The organism is Rhodococcus sp. MS13, assembly GCF_013277835.1.
In the GTDB taxonomy this organism is placed as follows: Bacteria; Actinomycetota; Actinomycetes; order Mycobacteriales; family Mycobacteriaceae; genus Rhodococcus_F; species Rhodococcus_F erythropolis.
In genome coordinates this window covers 766,435-780,591 of the sequence record NZ_VBTL01000004.1, presented here as the reverse complement: position 1 = coordinate 780,591, position 14,157 = coordinate 766,435, and the positions used below count along the sequence as shown (strand labels likewise).

The 14,157-nt window shown below is 61.4% G+C and carries 15 protein-coding genes; 8 read left to right on the top strand and 7 right to left on the bottom strand.

What is annotated here, in order from left to right; all coding sequences use genetic code 11:
• Positions 1-15: 15 nt before the first annotated feature.
• From FEZ59_RS12205 to FEZ59_RS12190, 4 genes are all read left to right on the top strand, one after another.
• Complete coding sequence (locus tag FEZ59_RS12205; protein ID WP_172932680.1) at positions 16-960, top strand: D-cysteine desulfhydrase family protein; 945 nt, start codon at positions 16-18, stop codon at positions 958-960.
• A complete protein-coding gene (locus FEZ59_RS12200; protein WP_064443631.1) occupies positions 957-1,814 on the top strand; it encodes an AraC family transcriptional regulator in 858 nt (285 codons plus the stop codon). Before FEZ59_RS12205 ends, FEZ59_RS12200 begins: the two co-directional genes overlap by 4 nt.
• 94 nt (positions 1,815-1,908) lie before the next feature.
• The gene (locus FEZ59_RS12195; RefSeq protein WP_172932679.1) at positions 1,909-2,892 is read left to right on the top strand and encodes an ABC transporter substrate-binding protein; all 984 of its coding nucleotides are present in this window, start codon (positions 1,909-1,911) and stop codon (positions 2,890-2,892) included.
• Between the two features lie 420 nt (positions 2,893-3,312).
• Positions 3,313-4,479, top strand: a complete 1,167-nt coding sequence (locus tag FEZ59_RS12190) for an alkane 1-monooxygenase (RefSeq protein ID WP_030536015.1) — start codon at positions 3,313-3,315, stop codon at positions 4,477-4,479.
• 36 nt (positions 4,480-4,515) lie between these two features.
• Here the strand turns inward: FEZ59_RS12190 and FEZ59_RS12185 are convergent, their stop codons facing one another.
• Together FEZ59_RS12185 and FEZ59_RS12180 are read right to left on the bottom strand one after the other, a co-directional pair.
• Complete coding sequence (locus tag FEZ59_RS12185) at positions 4,516-5,433, bottom strand: nuclear transport factor 2 family protein (protein ID WP_225320166.1); 918 nt, start codon at positions 5,431-5,433, stop codon at positions 4,516-4,518.
• Between the two features lie 32 nt (positions 5,434-5,465).
• Complete coding sequence (locus tag FEZ59_RS12180) at positions 5,466-6,104, bottom strand: NAD(P)H-binding protein (protein WP_030536013.1); 639 nt, start codon at positions 6,102-6,104, stop codon at positions 5,466-5,468.
• Positions 6,105-6,271: 167 nt separating this feature from the next.
• Between FEZ59_RS12180 and FEZ59_RS12175 the strand changes: the two genes are divergently transcribed.
• The 3 genes from FEZ59_RS12175 (at position 6,272) to FEZ59_RS12165 (ending at position 8,601) form a co-directional block, all read left to right on the top strand.
• Complete coding sequence (locus FEZ59_RS12175; RefSeq protein WP_172932678.1) at positions 6,272-7,243, top strand: serine/threonine dehydratase; 972 nt, start codon at positions 6,272-6,274, stop codon at positions 7,241-7,243.
• Positions 7,244-7,301: 58 nt separating this feature from the next.
• The gene (locus FEZ59_RS12170; protein WP_020971062.1) at positions 7,302-7,703 is read left to right on the top strand and encodes a hypothetical protein; all 402 of its coding nucleotides are present in this window, start codon (positions 7,302-7,304) and stop codon (positions 7,701-7,703) included.
• A 61-nt stretch (positions 7,704-7,764) separates the two neighbouring features.
• Positions 7,765-8,601 (top strand): DUF1206 domain-containing protein, encoded by an 837-nt coding sequence (locus FEZ59_RS12165; RefSeq protein WP_019745667.1) that lies wholly within the window; start codon positions 7,765-7,767, stop codon positions 8,599-8,601.
• 19 nt (positions 8,602-8,620) lie between these two features.
• On the opposite strand, the gene FEZ59_RS12160 is transcribed toward FEZ59_RS12165, so the two are convergent.
• From FEZ59_RS12160 to FEZ59_RS12150, 3 genes are all read right to left on the bottom strand, one after another.
• A complete protein-coding gene (locus FEZ59_RS12160; protein WP_172932677.1) occupies positions 8,621-9,928 on the bottom strand; it encodes a serine hydrolase domain-containing protein in 1,308 nt (435 codons plus the stop codon).
• 82 nt (positions 9,929-10,010) lie between these two features.
• Positions 10,011-10,748, bottom strand: coding sequence for an SDR family oxidoreductase (locus FEZ59_RS12155; protein WP_172932676.1), 738 nt, complete (start codon positions 10,746-10,748; stop codon positions 10,011-10,013).
• A complete protein-coding gene (locus FEZ59_RS12150; RefSeq protein ID WP_172932675.1) occupies positions 10,741-11,448 on the bottom strand; it encodes a TetR/AcrR family transcriptional regulator in 708 nt (235 codons plus the stop codon). The genes FEZ59_RS12155 and FEZ59_RS12150 overlap by 8 nt, the downstream gene beginning before the upstream one ends.
• Before the next feature lie 175 nt (positions 11,449-11,623).
• On the opposite strand from FEZ59_RS12150, the gene FEZ59_RS12145 reads away from it, so the two are divergent.
• Positions 11,624-12,397, top strand: a complete 774-nt coding sequence (locus tag FEZ59_RS12145; RefSeq protein ID WP_172932674.1) for a DUF4190 domain-containing protein — start codon at positions 11,624-11,626, stop codon at positions 12,395-12,397.
• Positions 12,398-12,410: 13 nt separating this feature from the next.
• On the opposite strand, the gene FEZ59_RS12140 is transcribed toward FEZ59_RS12145, so the two are convergent.
• Together FEZ59_RS12140 and FEZ59_RS12135 are read right to left on the bottom strand one after the other, a co-directional pair.
• Positions 12,411-12,887 (bottom strand): hypothetical protein, encoded by a 477-nt coding sequence (locus FEZ59_RS12140; RefSeq protein WP_172932673.1) that lies wholly within the window; start codon positions 12,885-12,887, stop codon positions 12,411-12,413.
• A gap of 161 nt (positions 12,888-13,048) precedes the next feature.
• The gene (locus FEZ59_RS12135; protein ID WP_019745661.1) at positions 13,049-14,149 is read right to left on the bottom strand and encodes an alcohol dehydrogenase catalytic domain-containing protein; all 1,101 of its coding nucleotides are present in this window, start codon (positions 14,147-14,149) and stop codon (positions 13,049-13,051) included.
• Between the last annotated feature and the right edge of the window lie 8 nt (positions 14,150-14,157).

Genomic DNA, 14,157 nt, shown 5'->3' with positions numbered 1-14,157 from the left:
AACTAGACTCGTCAAATGTTGAGTTCCGCCGTTCCGCCGATCAGCTTGGGCAGTTGGCCGACGCCCGTCGAACCTCTGGCGCGTTGCGCGCAGGCACTCGGATTGGGGCCGGAAGATCTGTGGATCAAACGTGACGACGTCACCGGCCTGGGCGGCGGCGGCAACAAGATCCGAAAGCTGCAGTACACCTGCGCTCAGGCTTTGGCCGTCGGCGCGACGACTCTGATCACTACCGGTGCACCGCAAAGCAATCACGCTCGCTTGACTGCGTCGGCAGCAGCCCGTTTGGGATTGCGTTGTGTGCTGGTGCTCGGTGGTGCCGAGCCGGAATCCGCGCAGGGAAATCTCGTTCTGGATGCACTCGCGGGCGCTGAGATCGTCTGGGCCGGTGGGGACACGGCATCCGCGCTCGACGCCGCGGTGCAGGCCGTCGCGGACTCGGGCGGTGTACCTTTTGTCATTCCCTTCGGTGGTACCAGCGCGGTGGCTGCGCAGGGATACGTGGACTGCGCACGCGAGATCGAACAGCAACTCGCCGGCGTCGATCGCGTCGTGGTTGCACTCGGATCGGGTGGAACGATGGCAGGCCTTGTCGCGCATCTGGGCGTCGACAGAGTTGTGGGCGTCGACGTCGGGGCTGTTGCCGACCCGGTGTCGACTGTCGCTGGGTTGTTGGACGAGATGCCTGGTCCGACCGCGCGAGCCGCAGATCTTCAGATCCTGCGAAACCAAGTTGGACAAGGATATTCGACGCTCACGGAAGCATCAGCCGGCGCGATCCGATGTTTGGCTCGTACTGAGGGCATCTTCCTCGACCCGACGTACACCGGCCGAGCCTTTGCGGGATTGATCCAACTCGTGAAGGACAAAGCCATCACGGCGGGATCAAAAACGGTCTTCCTGCACACCGGTGGGTTGCCTGGCCTGTTCGGACATCCCGAACTGTCGACGCTGCGGTGAGCGAGCAGATCGACTACCCGCTCAGCAGTCCGCTCGACGAACTGTCCGAGTGGCAACGCGTAGTGCGACCGCTGCGCGTCAGTGCCGACGGGTATTTGCGTTTGGCGACCAATCGGCTGTCAGTCGACTCCGACTACACGTGGGAGATGCACCGCCACAGCGATCACGAATTGCTGTGGGCGATCGACGGTGTTCTCGAGGTCCGTACTCCGGAGACTGTGTACACGGTGCCGAGCGGGGTCAGTCTGTGGATCCCGTCCTATGTTCCCCACGAGGTGACGGCGCGTAGCGGCACAGAATTGTCGTGCACGTGGTTGGTGGCATCCGATGTGACCGGGTTGGATCGTGTGGTGGCCTTGTCCACCCCTCCGCTGCTCGAACAAGTACTCGATCACCTCACCCGAGACGACTTGACCGACGCGGCTCGTCGACGAGCCGAGGCGTTTGCAATCGACCTCGTCGAACCCGTTCCGCGACTGATTTTCGATGTACCGCTGCCGACGACGCCGTGGCTTCGGCAGATCGCAGATCAGTTGGTCGCCAGCCCGGCCGACACCCGATCGGTCGAGGAGTGGGCCACCGACGCGAAGGTCAGTACGAGGACTCTCACACGAAGGTTTCCGGCCGAGACCGGATTGACCTTCTCGGAATGGCGTATGCGATTGCGGGCTCATCACGCGATGCAACTTCTGGCACTCGGTCGAAGCATCTCGTTTGTGGCGCGGAAGACGGGTTTTCGTTCCGAAAGCGCGTTCGGTGCGGCTTTTCGTCGAACGATGGGCGTGACACCGGGGGAGTTTGCAAGCCTGATCGATCATCCGCGCGCGCCAATGACCGATTGGCTACAGGACTAGTCCGAACAGCGACTCAAAGCATCTCGATCGGACTTGTGCCGTGCCGCAGAATGAACTTAGGGTTGGCTAAACAATCACCCTGTAGGAGTTCTGCGTGCGCGCAATTCGATCATTTTCTTTCGGTTCCAGAGTCATTGCAGCGGCGGCGGTTGCCGTCGTAGGTGCGATGGTGGTGACCGGCTGTTCCTCGTCGTCGGCCGACTCCGAGCAGACGGACGTCCGGACCGTCGCGTCGGCGTACGGGGACATCGAGGTTCCGGTTTCACCTGAGCGCGTCGTCGCCGCGTCGTACGACACTCCTTGGCAGCTCATGTCCCTCGGAGTGAAACCGGCTGCTGTGCAGGACTACGGCAAGTGGATCAGTGAATTCACGCCGGAGCAGCAGGCCTTCGTCGACGGGCTCCCGACCATCGGGCCTTTCGGGGAAATGAACTTCGAAGCGATCGCTGCGGCGGATCCCGACATCATTGTCGGCGACGCCGACGAGGTGGACCAAGCGGCGTTCGACCGTCTGTCCGGCATTGCACCCACCGTCATCGTCAAGGGAGAGAGCCGAGGCGACTGGAAGAAGATCACCACCGAGCTTGCTGAGGCAATTGGCAAGACCGACGTGCTCGAGTCGACGCGGACTGCTTACGAAGAGAATCTCGAACGTGTCCGTGGCGAGTACGCGGACGTGATCGCGAACAACAAGTGGATTCACATTTCACTCGGAGACGCGCCCGGCGCTTTCTCGGTTCAGCAGCCCACCGGTGCGATCGGCAATTTGGTGGTCAACGAACTCGGATTGGCGTACGGGCCCGGTGTTCCGACCAATTACACCGATGCCGGATACGCGTCCTATCCGATGGAGCAGTTGGCCGACATCCTGAACGGCGTGACGGTCGCGCTGTATCCGCTGAACGCGGACGGGTCGACCAGTGCGGCGGTTCAGGCGGTCCTCGACGACAACCTCTTCACGAGGCTGCCGGCGGCGCAGGCCGGGCACGTCTTCGGATTGCAGTCGAGCGTCACAGACTTCGTGACCGCGAACGGTTGGCTGAACGAAGTGAAAACGAAGGTGTTTGCAACGCTCTGACGCTTGCTCACCTTTTCACTGCGTGCCCGCAACTGACCAGTTGAGGGCGCGCAGTCTTTTTGGTCGCCACTACGAGCGGAAATCCTGTCCTCTGCTTATGATTTCTGTCACTGCCGGTTACCGTTACTTCGACGAGGGCGACGCGGTTCGACCTTGCCTTGGCAGGGATCATCGATCCTCGGCGACGTGCGGAGGTGGTCGCCATCCCCGCAGATCCGTGGGGTATTTTGTCCGTATCTACTGTCGGGGTGAGCAGTGATGTGCGGGGGAGTTTCTGGTGAGTACAAGCGCTCGTGCCGTCTTTCGAGCAGGGCGCTCTGGATTTCGGGACCATACCCGTCCGGGCATTAGTTCTGGTTTGCTGAGCGTGAACGGTGCGTGGGGCGAATCGTTCGAGGGGACGAAAGGCGAGATCGGCGAATGACAGCGACTTCCGACGCACGGCGTACCGAATCGAACGCTGTCCAGAACACCGACTCGCCGTCCGGCGAAAATCCGCGCTGGCGCGACCGCAAGAGGTACCTGTGGCCGCTCGGATTGCTGATTCCACTCAGCCCGTTCATCTCCTGGTTTCTCGTCGACAACCTTCGTCTCGGATTGTTCTGGGCGACCGGCGCGTGGCTACTGGTCATCGTCATCCCGATCATCGACATGCTGGCCGGTGAAGACGGCGAAAGTCCGCCGGACGATGCGATCCCACGACTGCAGAAGGACCGCTACTACCGCTGGTGCACTTACGCGTTCCTCCCCTTGCAATACGCCGGTCTGGTCTTCGCCTGCTGGTGCTGGATCAACGCTCCGATGGGAATCGCGGAGAAGATCGCGATGTCGTTCACGGTGGGCGTCGTCGCCGGCGTCGGTATCAACGCGGCCCACGAGCTCGGCCACAAGAGCGAGAAGATCGAACAGTGGCTCGCGAAAGTGGCGCTTGCGCAATCTCTCTACGGGCACTTCTACGTGGAACACAATTTCGGCCACCATGTGCGTGTAGCTACTCCGCAGGACCCGGCCAGCTCACGGTTCGGTGAGAGCTTCTGGAGGTTCTTGCCACGAAGTGTGTTCGGCGGGCTGCGTTCGGCATGGCGCATCGAGAGCGCTCGACTCCAGAGGAAAGGCAAACGAACCTGGAGCTTCGAGAACAATATTCTCAACGCTTGGGCGATGAGTGTTGTCCTCTTCGCGACGCTGATCGGTATCTTCGGTTGGGAGGTCGCGCCCTGGCTCCTGCTGCAGGCAGTTGCCGGATTCACCTTCCTCGAAGCCGCGAACTACCTCGAGCATTACGGCCTGCTGCGTGGCAAGCGTGCCGACGGCTCGTACGTTCGCTGCAGCCCCGCTGACAGTTGGAACAGCGATCACGTCGTGAGCAATCTGTTTCTCTACCAACTGCAGCGGCACAGCGATCACCACGCCAACCCGAAGCTGCGGTACCAAAGTCTGCGTAGCGCGGCCGAAGCGCCGCAACTTCCGGCCGGCTACGCAGTGATGATCGTGATCGCGTGGATTCCACCGCTGTGGCGCCGGGTGATGGATCAGAGATTGTTGGACTACTACGACGGCGACACAGAACGAATCAACGTCGGCTGATCCGCATCCCTCTCTGAACTGTTCGGAGTTGCCGTCTCAGCGACCGTCGTCCCACACGGTGTTGCCGCTTGCAGTCGTCGACGGGTAGTCCTGGACGGCGTCCCAATGCTCGACGATTTTGCCGTTCTCGTCGAATCGGAAGATGTCCATCGAGCCGCTGCCGGCCGTTCCCTCACCGGACGAAGCGAAGGTCTGAACAAAGACGAAGTCGCCCTCGGCTACCGTCCGTGGAAACTTGGTGGCCTTGTCTTCGGTAACGGGTTCGATCCCGGCCAGTGCGGTGACAAATGCGTCCTTGCCGTCAGCGAACGAGGGGTTGTGCTGCGTGTAGGTCGGACCGACCAGCTGGTCGGCAGCCTCGGCGGCTTTGCCTTCGTTGAAGGCGAGCTGCAGGAACGTCAACGCGTTGGCCGTGTTGCGCTCCAAGACTTCTGACGACTTGGACGGCGACGAGGTGGGTCCGTCGAACATCGTGTTCGGATTCGCGGACGTTTCCGGCACGTCTTGAATGGCATCCCAGTGTTCGACGATCTTGCCGTTGTCGACGCGGAAGATGTCGAATACCGCCTGGCCGCGGTCGCCGGGTGCAGACGTGGTGTGGGACTGGAGGGCAACCAGATCGCCCTCGGCGAAAACGCGAGTGATCTCGGCATGCAATCCGGGTGTGGCCTCGACGTAACCGCCTATGCCGCTGACAAATCCGGCTGCCCCATCGGCGGCGGTGGGGTTGTGCTGGATGTAGACGTCGCCAAGGTACCGGTCGGCGGCTTGCTGAACCTGACGGCCGTTGAACGCCAGTTCGTAGAAGTCCGTGACGACGGTCTTGTTGGATTCGAGTTGATCGCCCTGTTCGGCAACAACGCTCGTGGACGTCGTAGAACTGCTGGGCGTTGCGGATTCCGCGTCGTTGGAGCACGCGGTGAGCAGGAGTGCGGCGGCAGCGGGAACAGTCATCCAGGCTGCGCGCCTACGAAGGTTGCTCATATTCAGTGTGCGACGGTGAAACGCTGGCGACGGTGGGCCGGAGTCTCGATCTCGTCGACAAAAGCGTGTGCGTAGTCTTCGCCCGCGATGGCGGAGTTGCCCTCGGCGTCCGTCAGGAGAATGTCGCCACCCAACTGGAACGATCCCTTCGGGGCGACGCCGGCATGGGCACCGAACGCAGCGGCCGGGCTCACGTAGAACCAGTCGACATTGCTGTCGGTCGCGCGGAGCGCATCGAGGACGTCGGCGTGAGCGAGTGCCTCACCCTTGTATGCGTCCGGGAAGTCGGGGGTGTCGACGACGCGTGGCCCACCCTCGGAGACCAACAGGCTGCCGGCGCCACCGACTACGGCAATGCGAGCACCGTTGCGTGCGGCGGCATCTGCGAGGGGAGTGACGGCGTCGAGCAGGCGCTTGCCGTCGATCTCGCGAGCGGGGATGGCAACGACAACGACGTCGTTGTCTGCCGTGATCTGCTCCACGATCGTGTTGTCGTGAACAGAACCCTGCACGACATTCGTGTCGGTTCCGGACTGCGCGCTGCGAGCGACGACGGTTACCTCGTGGCCGCGTGAAGCGGCTTCTTTCGCGATTGCGCTTCCTGCAAAACCGTTTCCACCGAATACTGCGATCTTCGACATGGGGTGTGCCTTTCCTTGATGTCGTCGTTGTGCTTGTAGTAGTAAATTTATTCACCCCGAGGTGCATTGTCTCGGTCAGATGCGGGCATTCCTTGGTGAAAAACAGACATCATGATGACGATGGGCCGACTGCTTCGGGTCGAAGTTGCGAACCGTAGGGTTGGTACATGACTCTCACCGCCGACAACAACGCAGGTCCGCTGGCAATCGAGCGCTCGGATGTCGAAGCCGCACGGACTCGTATCGCAGGACTGGCGCGGCGTACTCCCATCTTTCGAACTGCGGTGCCGACACCACACGGTGAGGTGCCGGTTCTGTTCAAGCTCGAGTACCTCCAACACGGCGGCTCCTTCAAGGTGCGCGGCAGTCTCAATGCAGTGGAACGAGCGGTCGCCGACGGCACCATGCCTGACGCAGGCGTGGTGATCGCGTCCGGCGGCAACGCTGCGATCGGCGCTGCGTGGGCCGCGCGGCGCCGAGGACTCACCTGCACAGTGGTGGTGCCGGAGACAGCGCCCGAAGCAAAGGTGAAGGCACTTGGGGAGCTGGGTGCAACCGTTCACAAGGTCGGCGACCGGTATGCACTCGCCGCTGCCGCTGCGGCGGACATCGCACGCTCGAGCGGTGCGCTCGAACTGCACGCCTACGACCTGCCAGACATCGTCAGCGGAGCCGGGACCATTGCTCTCGAGATCGAGGACGACGCATCCGGACCGATCACGTATTGCGTTGCAGTCGGCGGCGGCGGGTTGGTCTCTGGAATCGTCGCGGCGGCTCGTCCCGAAGATCAAGTGGTAGCCGTCGAGCCGACCGGGGCTGCCACCTTGCACACCTCGCTCGATGCGGGGCGTCCGATCGATATCGAAGTGGACAGTATCGCCGGGGACTCATTGGGGGCCACACGGATTGGCGCCATCGCCTGGGAGACGCTGCATGAGAGTTCGGTTAACAGCGTTGTGGTCGACGATGATTCGATCCGGCAGGCGCGGGCGTTCCTGTGGCGGGAGTTCCGGATCCTGGTGGAGTTGGGAACCGCGGCAGCAATGGTTCCGGTTCTGAACGGAACGGTGACGCCGCCGTCCGACGGTGAATTGTGCGTCGTTTTGTGCGGCGCCAACACGCATCCGACCGACCTGTAATTTTTGCGTATTTCTTTGCCTGCGTGTGAGAAAGTCCCAGGTGGGTACCTCTCGCAGTATGAGTACCAGCAGCATTATCTGGATAATTGTTGCCGTGGTCGTGGTGATAGCGATCGTGGCCGCACTCCTGTGGGTGGCGCGAAACAGGCGCGACGAGCGTCGTCACATCGAGGCAGAACAGATCCGCGAAGACGTCGCAGACAAGTCGCTGCAAGTAGGCGAGCGCGAGGCGCGGGCAGAAGAGACAGCAGCCAAAGCGCGCATGGTGCAGGCAGAGGCCGACGCCAAAGCGGCGGAAGCGTCTGCGCTGCAACATCATGCAGCGCAACATCGGAAAGAGGCGACGAGTTCTCGCGAGGAACTGAACCAGCAACGAGATCATGCAGACACGATCGACCCCAAGGTTCCCAACCCCGAAGAACCGCGGTCGACGCCGGATCAGAACCCTCGAAACCCTTGATCTCGAAACACTTGATGCAGGCGTTCGAGGGAAGCGTCTGCCCGTATATGGTTCGACGATCATGATGAACAAAGAATCGTCACCGCAGGACCAGAAAAGTGTCACGTCCACGGCGGCTGACGTCGCACAGAACAATGTCTTCGAGCGCTTTGCCCGCGCAGGATTTGTCGTCAGCGGTGTGGTTCATCTGCTGATCGGATATATCGCGATCCGCCTTGCTCTCGGTGGATCCGGGTCTGCGGACCAATCGGGTGCGATGGCCGAGTTGGCAGGAAAACCAGGGGGTGTCTTCGCTCTGTGGGTCGGCGTCGTGGCCTTCCTTGCGATGGCGTTGTGGAGATTGGCCGAAGCTGCGTTGGGAAGCTCGTCGTCGCCGTCCTCGGACGACAAGAAGAAGGAGTTCTTCAACCGCGCAAAGGCTCTAGGCATTTCGCTCGTCTATTTCGGTTTTGCTTTCACTGCATTCGGATTCGCCCGCGGAAGCGGGAAGTCCAGCAGCGGTCAGAGTGCGGGAATCACGGCGCGTTTGATGGAGAACACGCTGGGGACTATCGCATTGGTGATCGGCGGGATCGCGATCATCGCTGTTGGTGTTTACCACGTGTACAAGGGCGCGAGCCAGAACTTCCTGGATGATTTGAAAGGCACACCCAGCAACTTCGTGCGCCGACTCGGAACCGTCGGGTACGTCGCCAAGGGCTTGGCCATCGCGGCTGTCGGCGTTCTGGTTCTTCTCGCGGTCAACAGTTCCGAACCCGGCAAGTCCTCCGGACTCGACGGAGCGTTCAAGACGCTGGGTGCGCAGCCGTACGGAGTGGCCCTGCTGATCCTTGCCGGATTGGGCATCATCACCTACGGGCTCTACTGCTTCGTGATGGCACGCTCGACGAAGATGTAGCGCCCGCGGGTAAGTGGGTCTATCCGAATGACCCGGTCTGGAAACCGGCGTCGCTGCCCGACGAACTTCCCGTCGAGCTACCGAATATCGGTCGTCTCGGAACCAGATCATGCATCAGGTTCACTGCTGCAGGGTCGATCATCGCCGCATTTCCACCGTTCGCAAGAATCGTGATCGACCAACCGCTGTCGGGAACCAACAGGGTGATGCAGTTGGATCCCGAGCTGTCTCCGTTCTTCTTGGCGAACCGTTGTGGGAAGTTCGGCGTCGGGGGTTGGAGCTGCCACGCCATTCCCATTCCGAATGCAGGATTCTCCGGAGCTTGCGTGTCGATCTGCTCGAGCATCGAGGTCAGGACCGGTTTGAGCGGATTGTTGCCATAGCCGAGAGTTGTTGCGGCCCAGATCGACATGTCCTCGGCGGTGCTGACGAGGCCACCCCCGCCTGCGATCGCACCCGTGTTGTTCCACAGAGGGGCTCTTGTGCCGTCGAGGTAGTACGGAACGGCCAGGTCGGTTGCTTTGGTCTCGATCACGGTACCCATCATCCCGAGCGGGTCGGTGATTTCGCGGGCGACTGCTGCCGCGAAAGGCGGCTTCTTCTGTCCCGGAATGATCTTGTCTGCCATGAGTGTGCCGAGCAGTCCGAACCCGAAGTCCGAGTACAGCCAGTGGCTACCGGGGGCGAACTCCAAGGCCCCGGGAGCCCGGAGTCCTTCCCAGAGCATGTCTCTCGTGTACTTCGCTTTCTCGTCCGTGCACGATTGTGTGGGATCGGCACACCCTGCCGAAAGATTGGGTGGGTCGTCGCTCAGACCGGAACGGTGGGTGACCAGTTGGCGAAGCGTGATCTCCTCGCCACCGCTGCCTTTTGGCAGCGGGTTGCCGTCCGAATACTTGCTCGCCAGGTCGTCCAATCCGACTTCTCCCCGAGCGATCAGTTTCGCCAGTAGTGCAGCGGTGAAGGTCTTGGTCTCCGAGGCGATCTCGAATTGCGTTCGTGGAGTGACTCTCACGCCGTTTTCGACGTCGGCCTGGCCGTAGTGGTACGTAGTGGTGACACTCGCTTTGCGGTTCTTCTCATCCGGTTTGACGATGGCGAAGGCAAGGCCGGGGACTCCGCTGTTCAGCAGTGTCTCTGCGACGCGCTGTACCGCTTGGGCTTCTGCAGGATCGCCGACCCGCGAACCTGGATTGGGTGCCGTGGGGCCGGCGGCGCTGGCGGTCGAGGAGGTCGCGAGGGTTATGACGGCGGTTGCCGCCAGTCCTGCAACGCTGATGAACTGTCGTCGTGACGTCCGGGCGGACCCTCGATCCTGGTTTTCCATTGTTTGCACATTACAACCAAAGTCGACTGGTTTGACTGTTTTGTCGGAATTGCCAAGGTGTGGTCCTTAGACGATGGATTTGCTAAATCACGCCGCCGTTGACGTAGATGACCTGGCCGTTGACCCAACGAGCTGGGCCGGCGAGAAACGCGACAGCCTCCGCGATGTCCACCGGTGTGCCGAGGCGTTCCAGGGGAGCCAGCTTGGACAGGTTCTCCACTGTAGCTTCGTCTTTCCCGTCCAGGAACAGATCGGTGGCCGTGGGGCCTGGGGCTACGGCGTTGACCGTGATATCGCGTCCCCGTAGCTCTTTCGCGAGAACCAGAGTGATCGCGTCGACAGCACCTTTGGTGGCGGCGTACGCGGCATAAGTCGGAAACGCCAGCTTCTTCACGGAGGTGGAGAAATTGATGATCGCACCACCGCGCCGGACACATCTGGCTGCCTGCTGGTCGACCACGAAGGTCCCTCGGACGTTGGTCCGATGCATCCGATCGAAATCGTCGAAGTTCAGTTCTGCGACGGTGGAGAGAATCATGATTCCGGCTGCATGGACGACGACGTCGATGCCTCCGAATTCCTCCTCGACCGTATCGAACAGGGCCGCGACTTCACCTTCGTCGGCGACGTCGGCATGCACCGCGATGGCGCGACCGCCCGCTGCGACGATGGTGTCAACTGTTTCCTGGGCGCGTTGAAGGTTTCCTGAATAGTGCACGGCGACAGCCATTCCGTCGGCGGCGAGCTTCTCGGCAGTCTCTCGCCCGATGCCGCCGGAAGCTCCGGTGACGATGGCGACGCGGGTGGTGGTGTCAGTCATGATGTAACTCCTGAACTGGTTTGGGTGCATCGGACAGCTTGCGGAGCCACTCCCGTAGTAGGCCGACTTCGTTGGTGGAGAGGGAAGTTGAATCTGCGGCGGCGAGTTGGGCGTCGAGAGTGGATGCAACTCTGTTGAGGGAGGCGTCCGGGTGGGCGTCGGATTCGTCGATGATGGACGCGAAGATTCCGTCGCGAACTCGCTGTGACAGCGTCGGATCGGGGTACTGTTCCGGCCTTACGACGAGCATCAGAGCGACACCCGCATTGGCGGACATCACCATCTGCGTAGCCACGTCGACCGATACGGTCAGAACGCCTGCCGCAGCGCATCGTTCGAGAACGGATCGAAGTAGCGCCTGGGCTTGCAAGGCGGTGTCGGCACTCTGGGCGGAAGGTGAGTGCATCAGTCGGTAATGAGCGGGATGTGCGAGCGCGAAGGCTGTATGCGCATCCCAGCCGGCCCGTAGATCGGCGACGGGGTCATCGGAAGGTGTCGCAGCGCGTTTGCCTTCGAGGTATTCGGAGAAACCTGCCTCGACGACGGCTGCGAGCAGTCCGTCCTTGTCGCCGAACTGACGGTAGAGCGCGGGGGCGCCGACGCCGGCCATCTCGCACACGGCACGGGTGGAGATGTCACCGTTGGGGGAGGTGTTGAGCAGCTCGGTCGCTGCGGCCAGAATCTTTGCTCTCGAACTCATGAAAACAACGCTAACACAAATATGTAATCGTTGCTATCGCCGGTTTGGTCGTGCGAACGAACTACAGACACAGGCACCAGAACTTGATCAGATGAGTGAGCCGGTCCGGCCACGGTTCTGTGTGGAGTGACGGCTAGAGCCGTTCTGTTGTCACACTCTGAACGAAGGAATCCTGGTGATCGACTCGGAAACTACTGTTGCGCCGAATGATTCGCATTCCGGTTATCTGGGGTGGATTCTGCGGGTCATCAGTGTCGTGGCGTGTGTTGCGGTTGCAACGGTCGTTGCCTCGCTGACGCTCGCGCCGCCATTCGCACGGGCCTGGGCACAGTGGGTTGCTCGTCATCTAGGTGGGGACTTCGAGACGGGAGTCGTTGTCGGATTTGTGACTGGGCTTTTAGGCATTGCTGTGACTTTGTTCGCAGCGCTGATGAGTTCGTTGGCGTGGCGGCGCCGAGGTGGCCCGGCATTGTCGCTTGGTATCGGTGCTATTGCCTTGCTTGCCGTTCTTCCTGGCGCAGTGAATTTGAGTATCGCGGTCGGTGCAGCAGGACCCGGGGTAAGGGCGGCGGGGAGGATCCTCGACGTCGACGGGCCGGCGTTTCGTGGAGCCTGGGTAGCCGGATCAGTGGCGGGACTGTCGCTGTATATGGTCGGGGCGCTGCTGTTAGGGAGGAGCCTTCGTTCGGCATTCGGGCCTGTCAGGCAGGTGGTGTCGCCGCCGCCAGGGGTGGTCGGCGGTACGAATGCCTTGGCCATCGTCGCACTGGTACTTGGAATCTTCGGTGGGGTTCTTGCTATTCCGGTGGGCCATGTGTCGCTGAACCAGATTCGCCGTTCCGGCGAAAGTGGGCGCGGATTGGCAGTGGCCGGCCTCGTTCTCGGCTATCTGTCGCTGGTCGTCATCGTAGGTGTCGTACTAGTGGCTGTGCCCGCGGCCTTTCGATAATTTGGGTCGCGCGTCAGAGTTGGGTGGGCTGGAGTGGCTCGATGTCGTAGGCGCGGGGTCCGAACAGGTTCGCCGTCCGGGTGCGAATGGACGGAAGTGCTTCGTAGAGGCTCCCGCCGAGGCGGTGGAGGGAGTTGAACGATCGCGATTCCCAAACCGGAAACTCTCCGTCGGTGTCGCGTGATGCTGTGTCCCACAGGAGGGCGTCACCGTTTTCGCTCCATCCGAAAACCTGCAGCGAGTCGGGGAGTGACCAATCGCCGTCGGGTTCGATCATCCAATCGAACTCGTCATCCTGTCCTTCTGTGTAGACCGAATGAAGATGAGCGGTGAGGTTGCGGGCGCGCCCTTGCCAGCCGTCGGCAAATCCGGGAAGGACGGGCGGATAGATGAGCCAGAGTCCGAAGGTCCGCGCCCGCCCTGCGTGCCGGATGAATGCGCGATATGAATCGGGGAAGCCCTGCCGGTCGGGAAATCGAAAAGAATCCAAAAAGGTGAAATCTATGTGTTGAAGCGTCGGTTGGCCTTTTACCGTCAGCGCGTTGGGTCCCGTGACAAACACGTCATCAACACTAGCAATGCGAGTCCGTGGGGGATCTCGGGCGGGAGGTCTTGGCTGGTTGTTCCCCGAGTTCGTCGGATCAAATACCTTCAATGACCCGCAAGATTCACCACCAATCGAATCACCAACTCGCCGTCCACCTCTCGGGTCCGTTTCTCGCAGATCACGTTCATCAATGCGGTGCCCTCATCGATGCCGAGTTGGTGTGTGAGTAGCGTGTCGATCGTGTCGTCGGCGCTCGTCAATGCAGCTGCAGCGGAGGCGAGTTGGTGGTTCGTGACTCCTCTGTTGCCCGTCAAGGCAACGCGCAGAGAGCCCCTGGTGAACGTCGTGATCGCGGGTGGTGTCGGTCCACCCGTGTTGGCTTGTCGCACCCCGGCGATGTCCACCCCGGGTAACAAATCGGACGTGGCCTTGGCCGGCACTCCACCAATCGGATGCACGGAGACAACTCGATCGCCGAGGCGTTCCAGAGCGGTGTCGATCGACGCTACTGTGCCGGCGCGGTGAGTCGCGACCAGCACGGCGACCGAGCCTGTGGTTTCGCGTACCCAGTTCTCGGTAGCGAGCGAGTTGACCACGGATGGAAAGTGATTTGTCGTCCACTCCATGCCGAGTTCGGTGCGGTGGACCATTACTACTCGGACGGTTGGGAAGAGAACGGAGGGTGCGAGGGCCGCAGCCAGATTTCCGATGAGACCGTCGCCGAAAATGAGCAGCGTCCCCGGTGACTCACGGGAGAGGCAGGAGAGCGCATACCTGACGACGGCGTACGGTTCGACGAGAGTAGCGCGTGCGCTGGAAAGTTCCAGTGGCAACGGCGTGACCAACCCTCCACTCACCGCGGGCACGCCGATGATGACGCGTTGTTGAAACAACCCCTCGACGTTGTGGCCGAGAAGAAACGATGAATCATGCGGATGCGTCGGGTTGACCACGACTCGATCACCTACCTCGAAGCCGGTGACGCCGTCGCCCACTTCGACGACGCGGGTAGCGCCTTCGTGGCCGACGATGGGCGAGGGGTCGTCCCTGTCTCCGCGCACAATCTGAATGTCAGTCCCGCACAGGCTGACTTTCTCGGGGGCGACGAGAAGTTCGCCGGGTCCGGGAGTTGGAGTCGGCCGCTTTTCGACGCTCGACCGACTGCCCCTTCTCACGATTGCGCGATGGGTGAGTTGCGTTGTCATGAATCCTC

What these genes read in the sequence shown, in the direction of transcription:
- FEZ59_RS12160 (WP_172932677.1), bottom strand. Translation starts at nt 9,928, where the DNA reads ATGGAAAACCAGGATCGAGGGTCCGCCCGGACGTCACGACGACAGTTC.
- FEZ59_RS12150 (WP_172932675.1), bottom strand. Translation starts at nt 11,448, where the DNA reads ATGAGTTCGAGAGCAAAGATTCTGGCCGCAGCGACCGAGCTGCTCAAC.
- FEZ59_RS12155 (WP_172932676.1), bottom strand. Translation starts at nt 10,748, where the DNA reads ATGACTGACACCACCACCCGCGTCGCCATCGTCACCGGAGCTTCCGGC.
- FEZ59_RS12185 (WP_225320166.1), bottom strand. Translation starts at nt 5,433, where the DNA reads ATGACTGTTCCCGCTGCCGCCGCACTCCTGCTCACCGCGTGCTCCAAC.
- FEZ59_RS12170 (WP_020971062.1), top strand. Translation starts at nt 7,302, where the DNA reads ATGAGTACCAGCAGCATTATCTGGATAATTGTTGCCGTGGTCGTGGTG.
- FEZ59_RS12175 (WP_172932678.1), top strand. Translation starts at nt 6,272, where the DNA reads ATGACTCTCACCGCCGACAACAACGCAGGTCCGCTGGCAATCGAGCGC.
- FEZ59_RS12205 (WP_172932680.1), top strand. Translation starts at nt 16, where the DNA reads ATGTTGAGTTCCGCCGTTCCGCCGATCAGCTTGGGCAGTTGGCCGACG.
- FEZ59_RS12165 (WP_019745667.1), top strand. Translation starts at nt 7,765, where the DNA reads ATGATGAACAAAGAATCGTCACCGCAGGACCAGAAAAGTGTCACGTCC.
- FEZ59_RS12190 (WP_030536015.1), top strand. Translation starts at nt 3,313, where the DNA reads ATGACAGCGACTTCCGACGCACGGCGTACCGAATCGAACGCTGTCCAG.
- FEZ59_RS12135 (WP_019745661.1), bottom strand. Translation starts at nt 14,149, where the DNA reads ATGACAACGCAACTCACCCATCGCGCAATCGTGAGAAGGGGCAGTCGG.
- FEZ59_RS12180 (WP_030536013.1), bottom strand. Translation starts at nt 6,104, where the DNA reads ATGTCGAAGATCGCAGTATTCGGTGGAAACGGTTTTGCAGGAAGCGCA.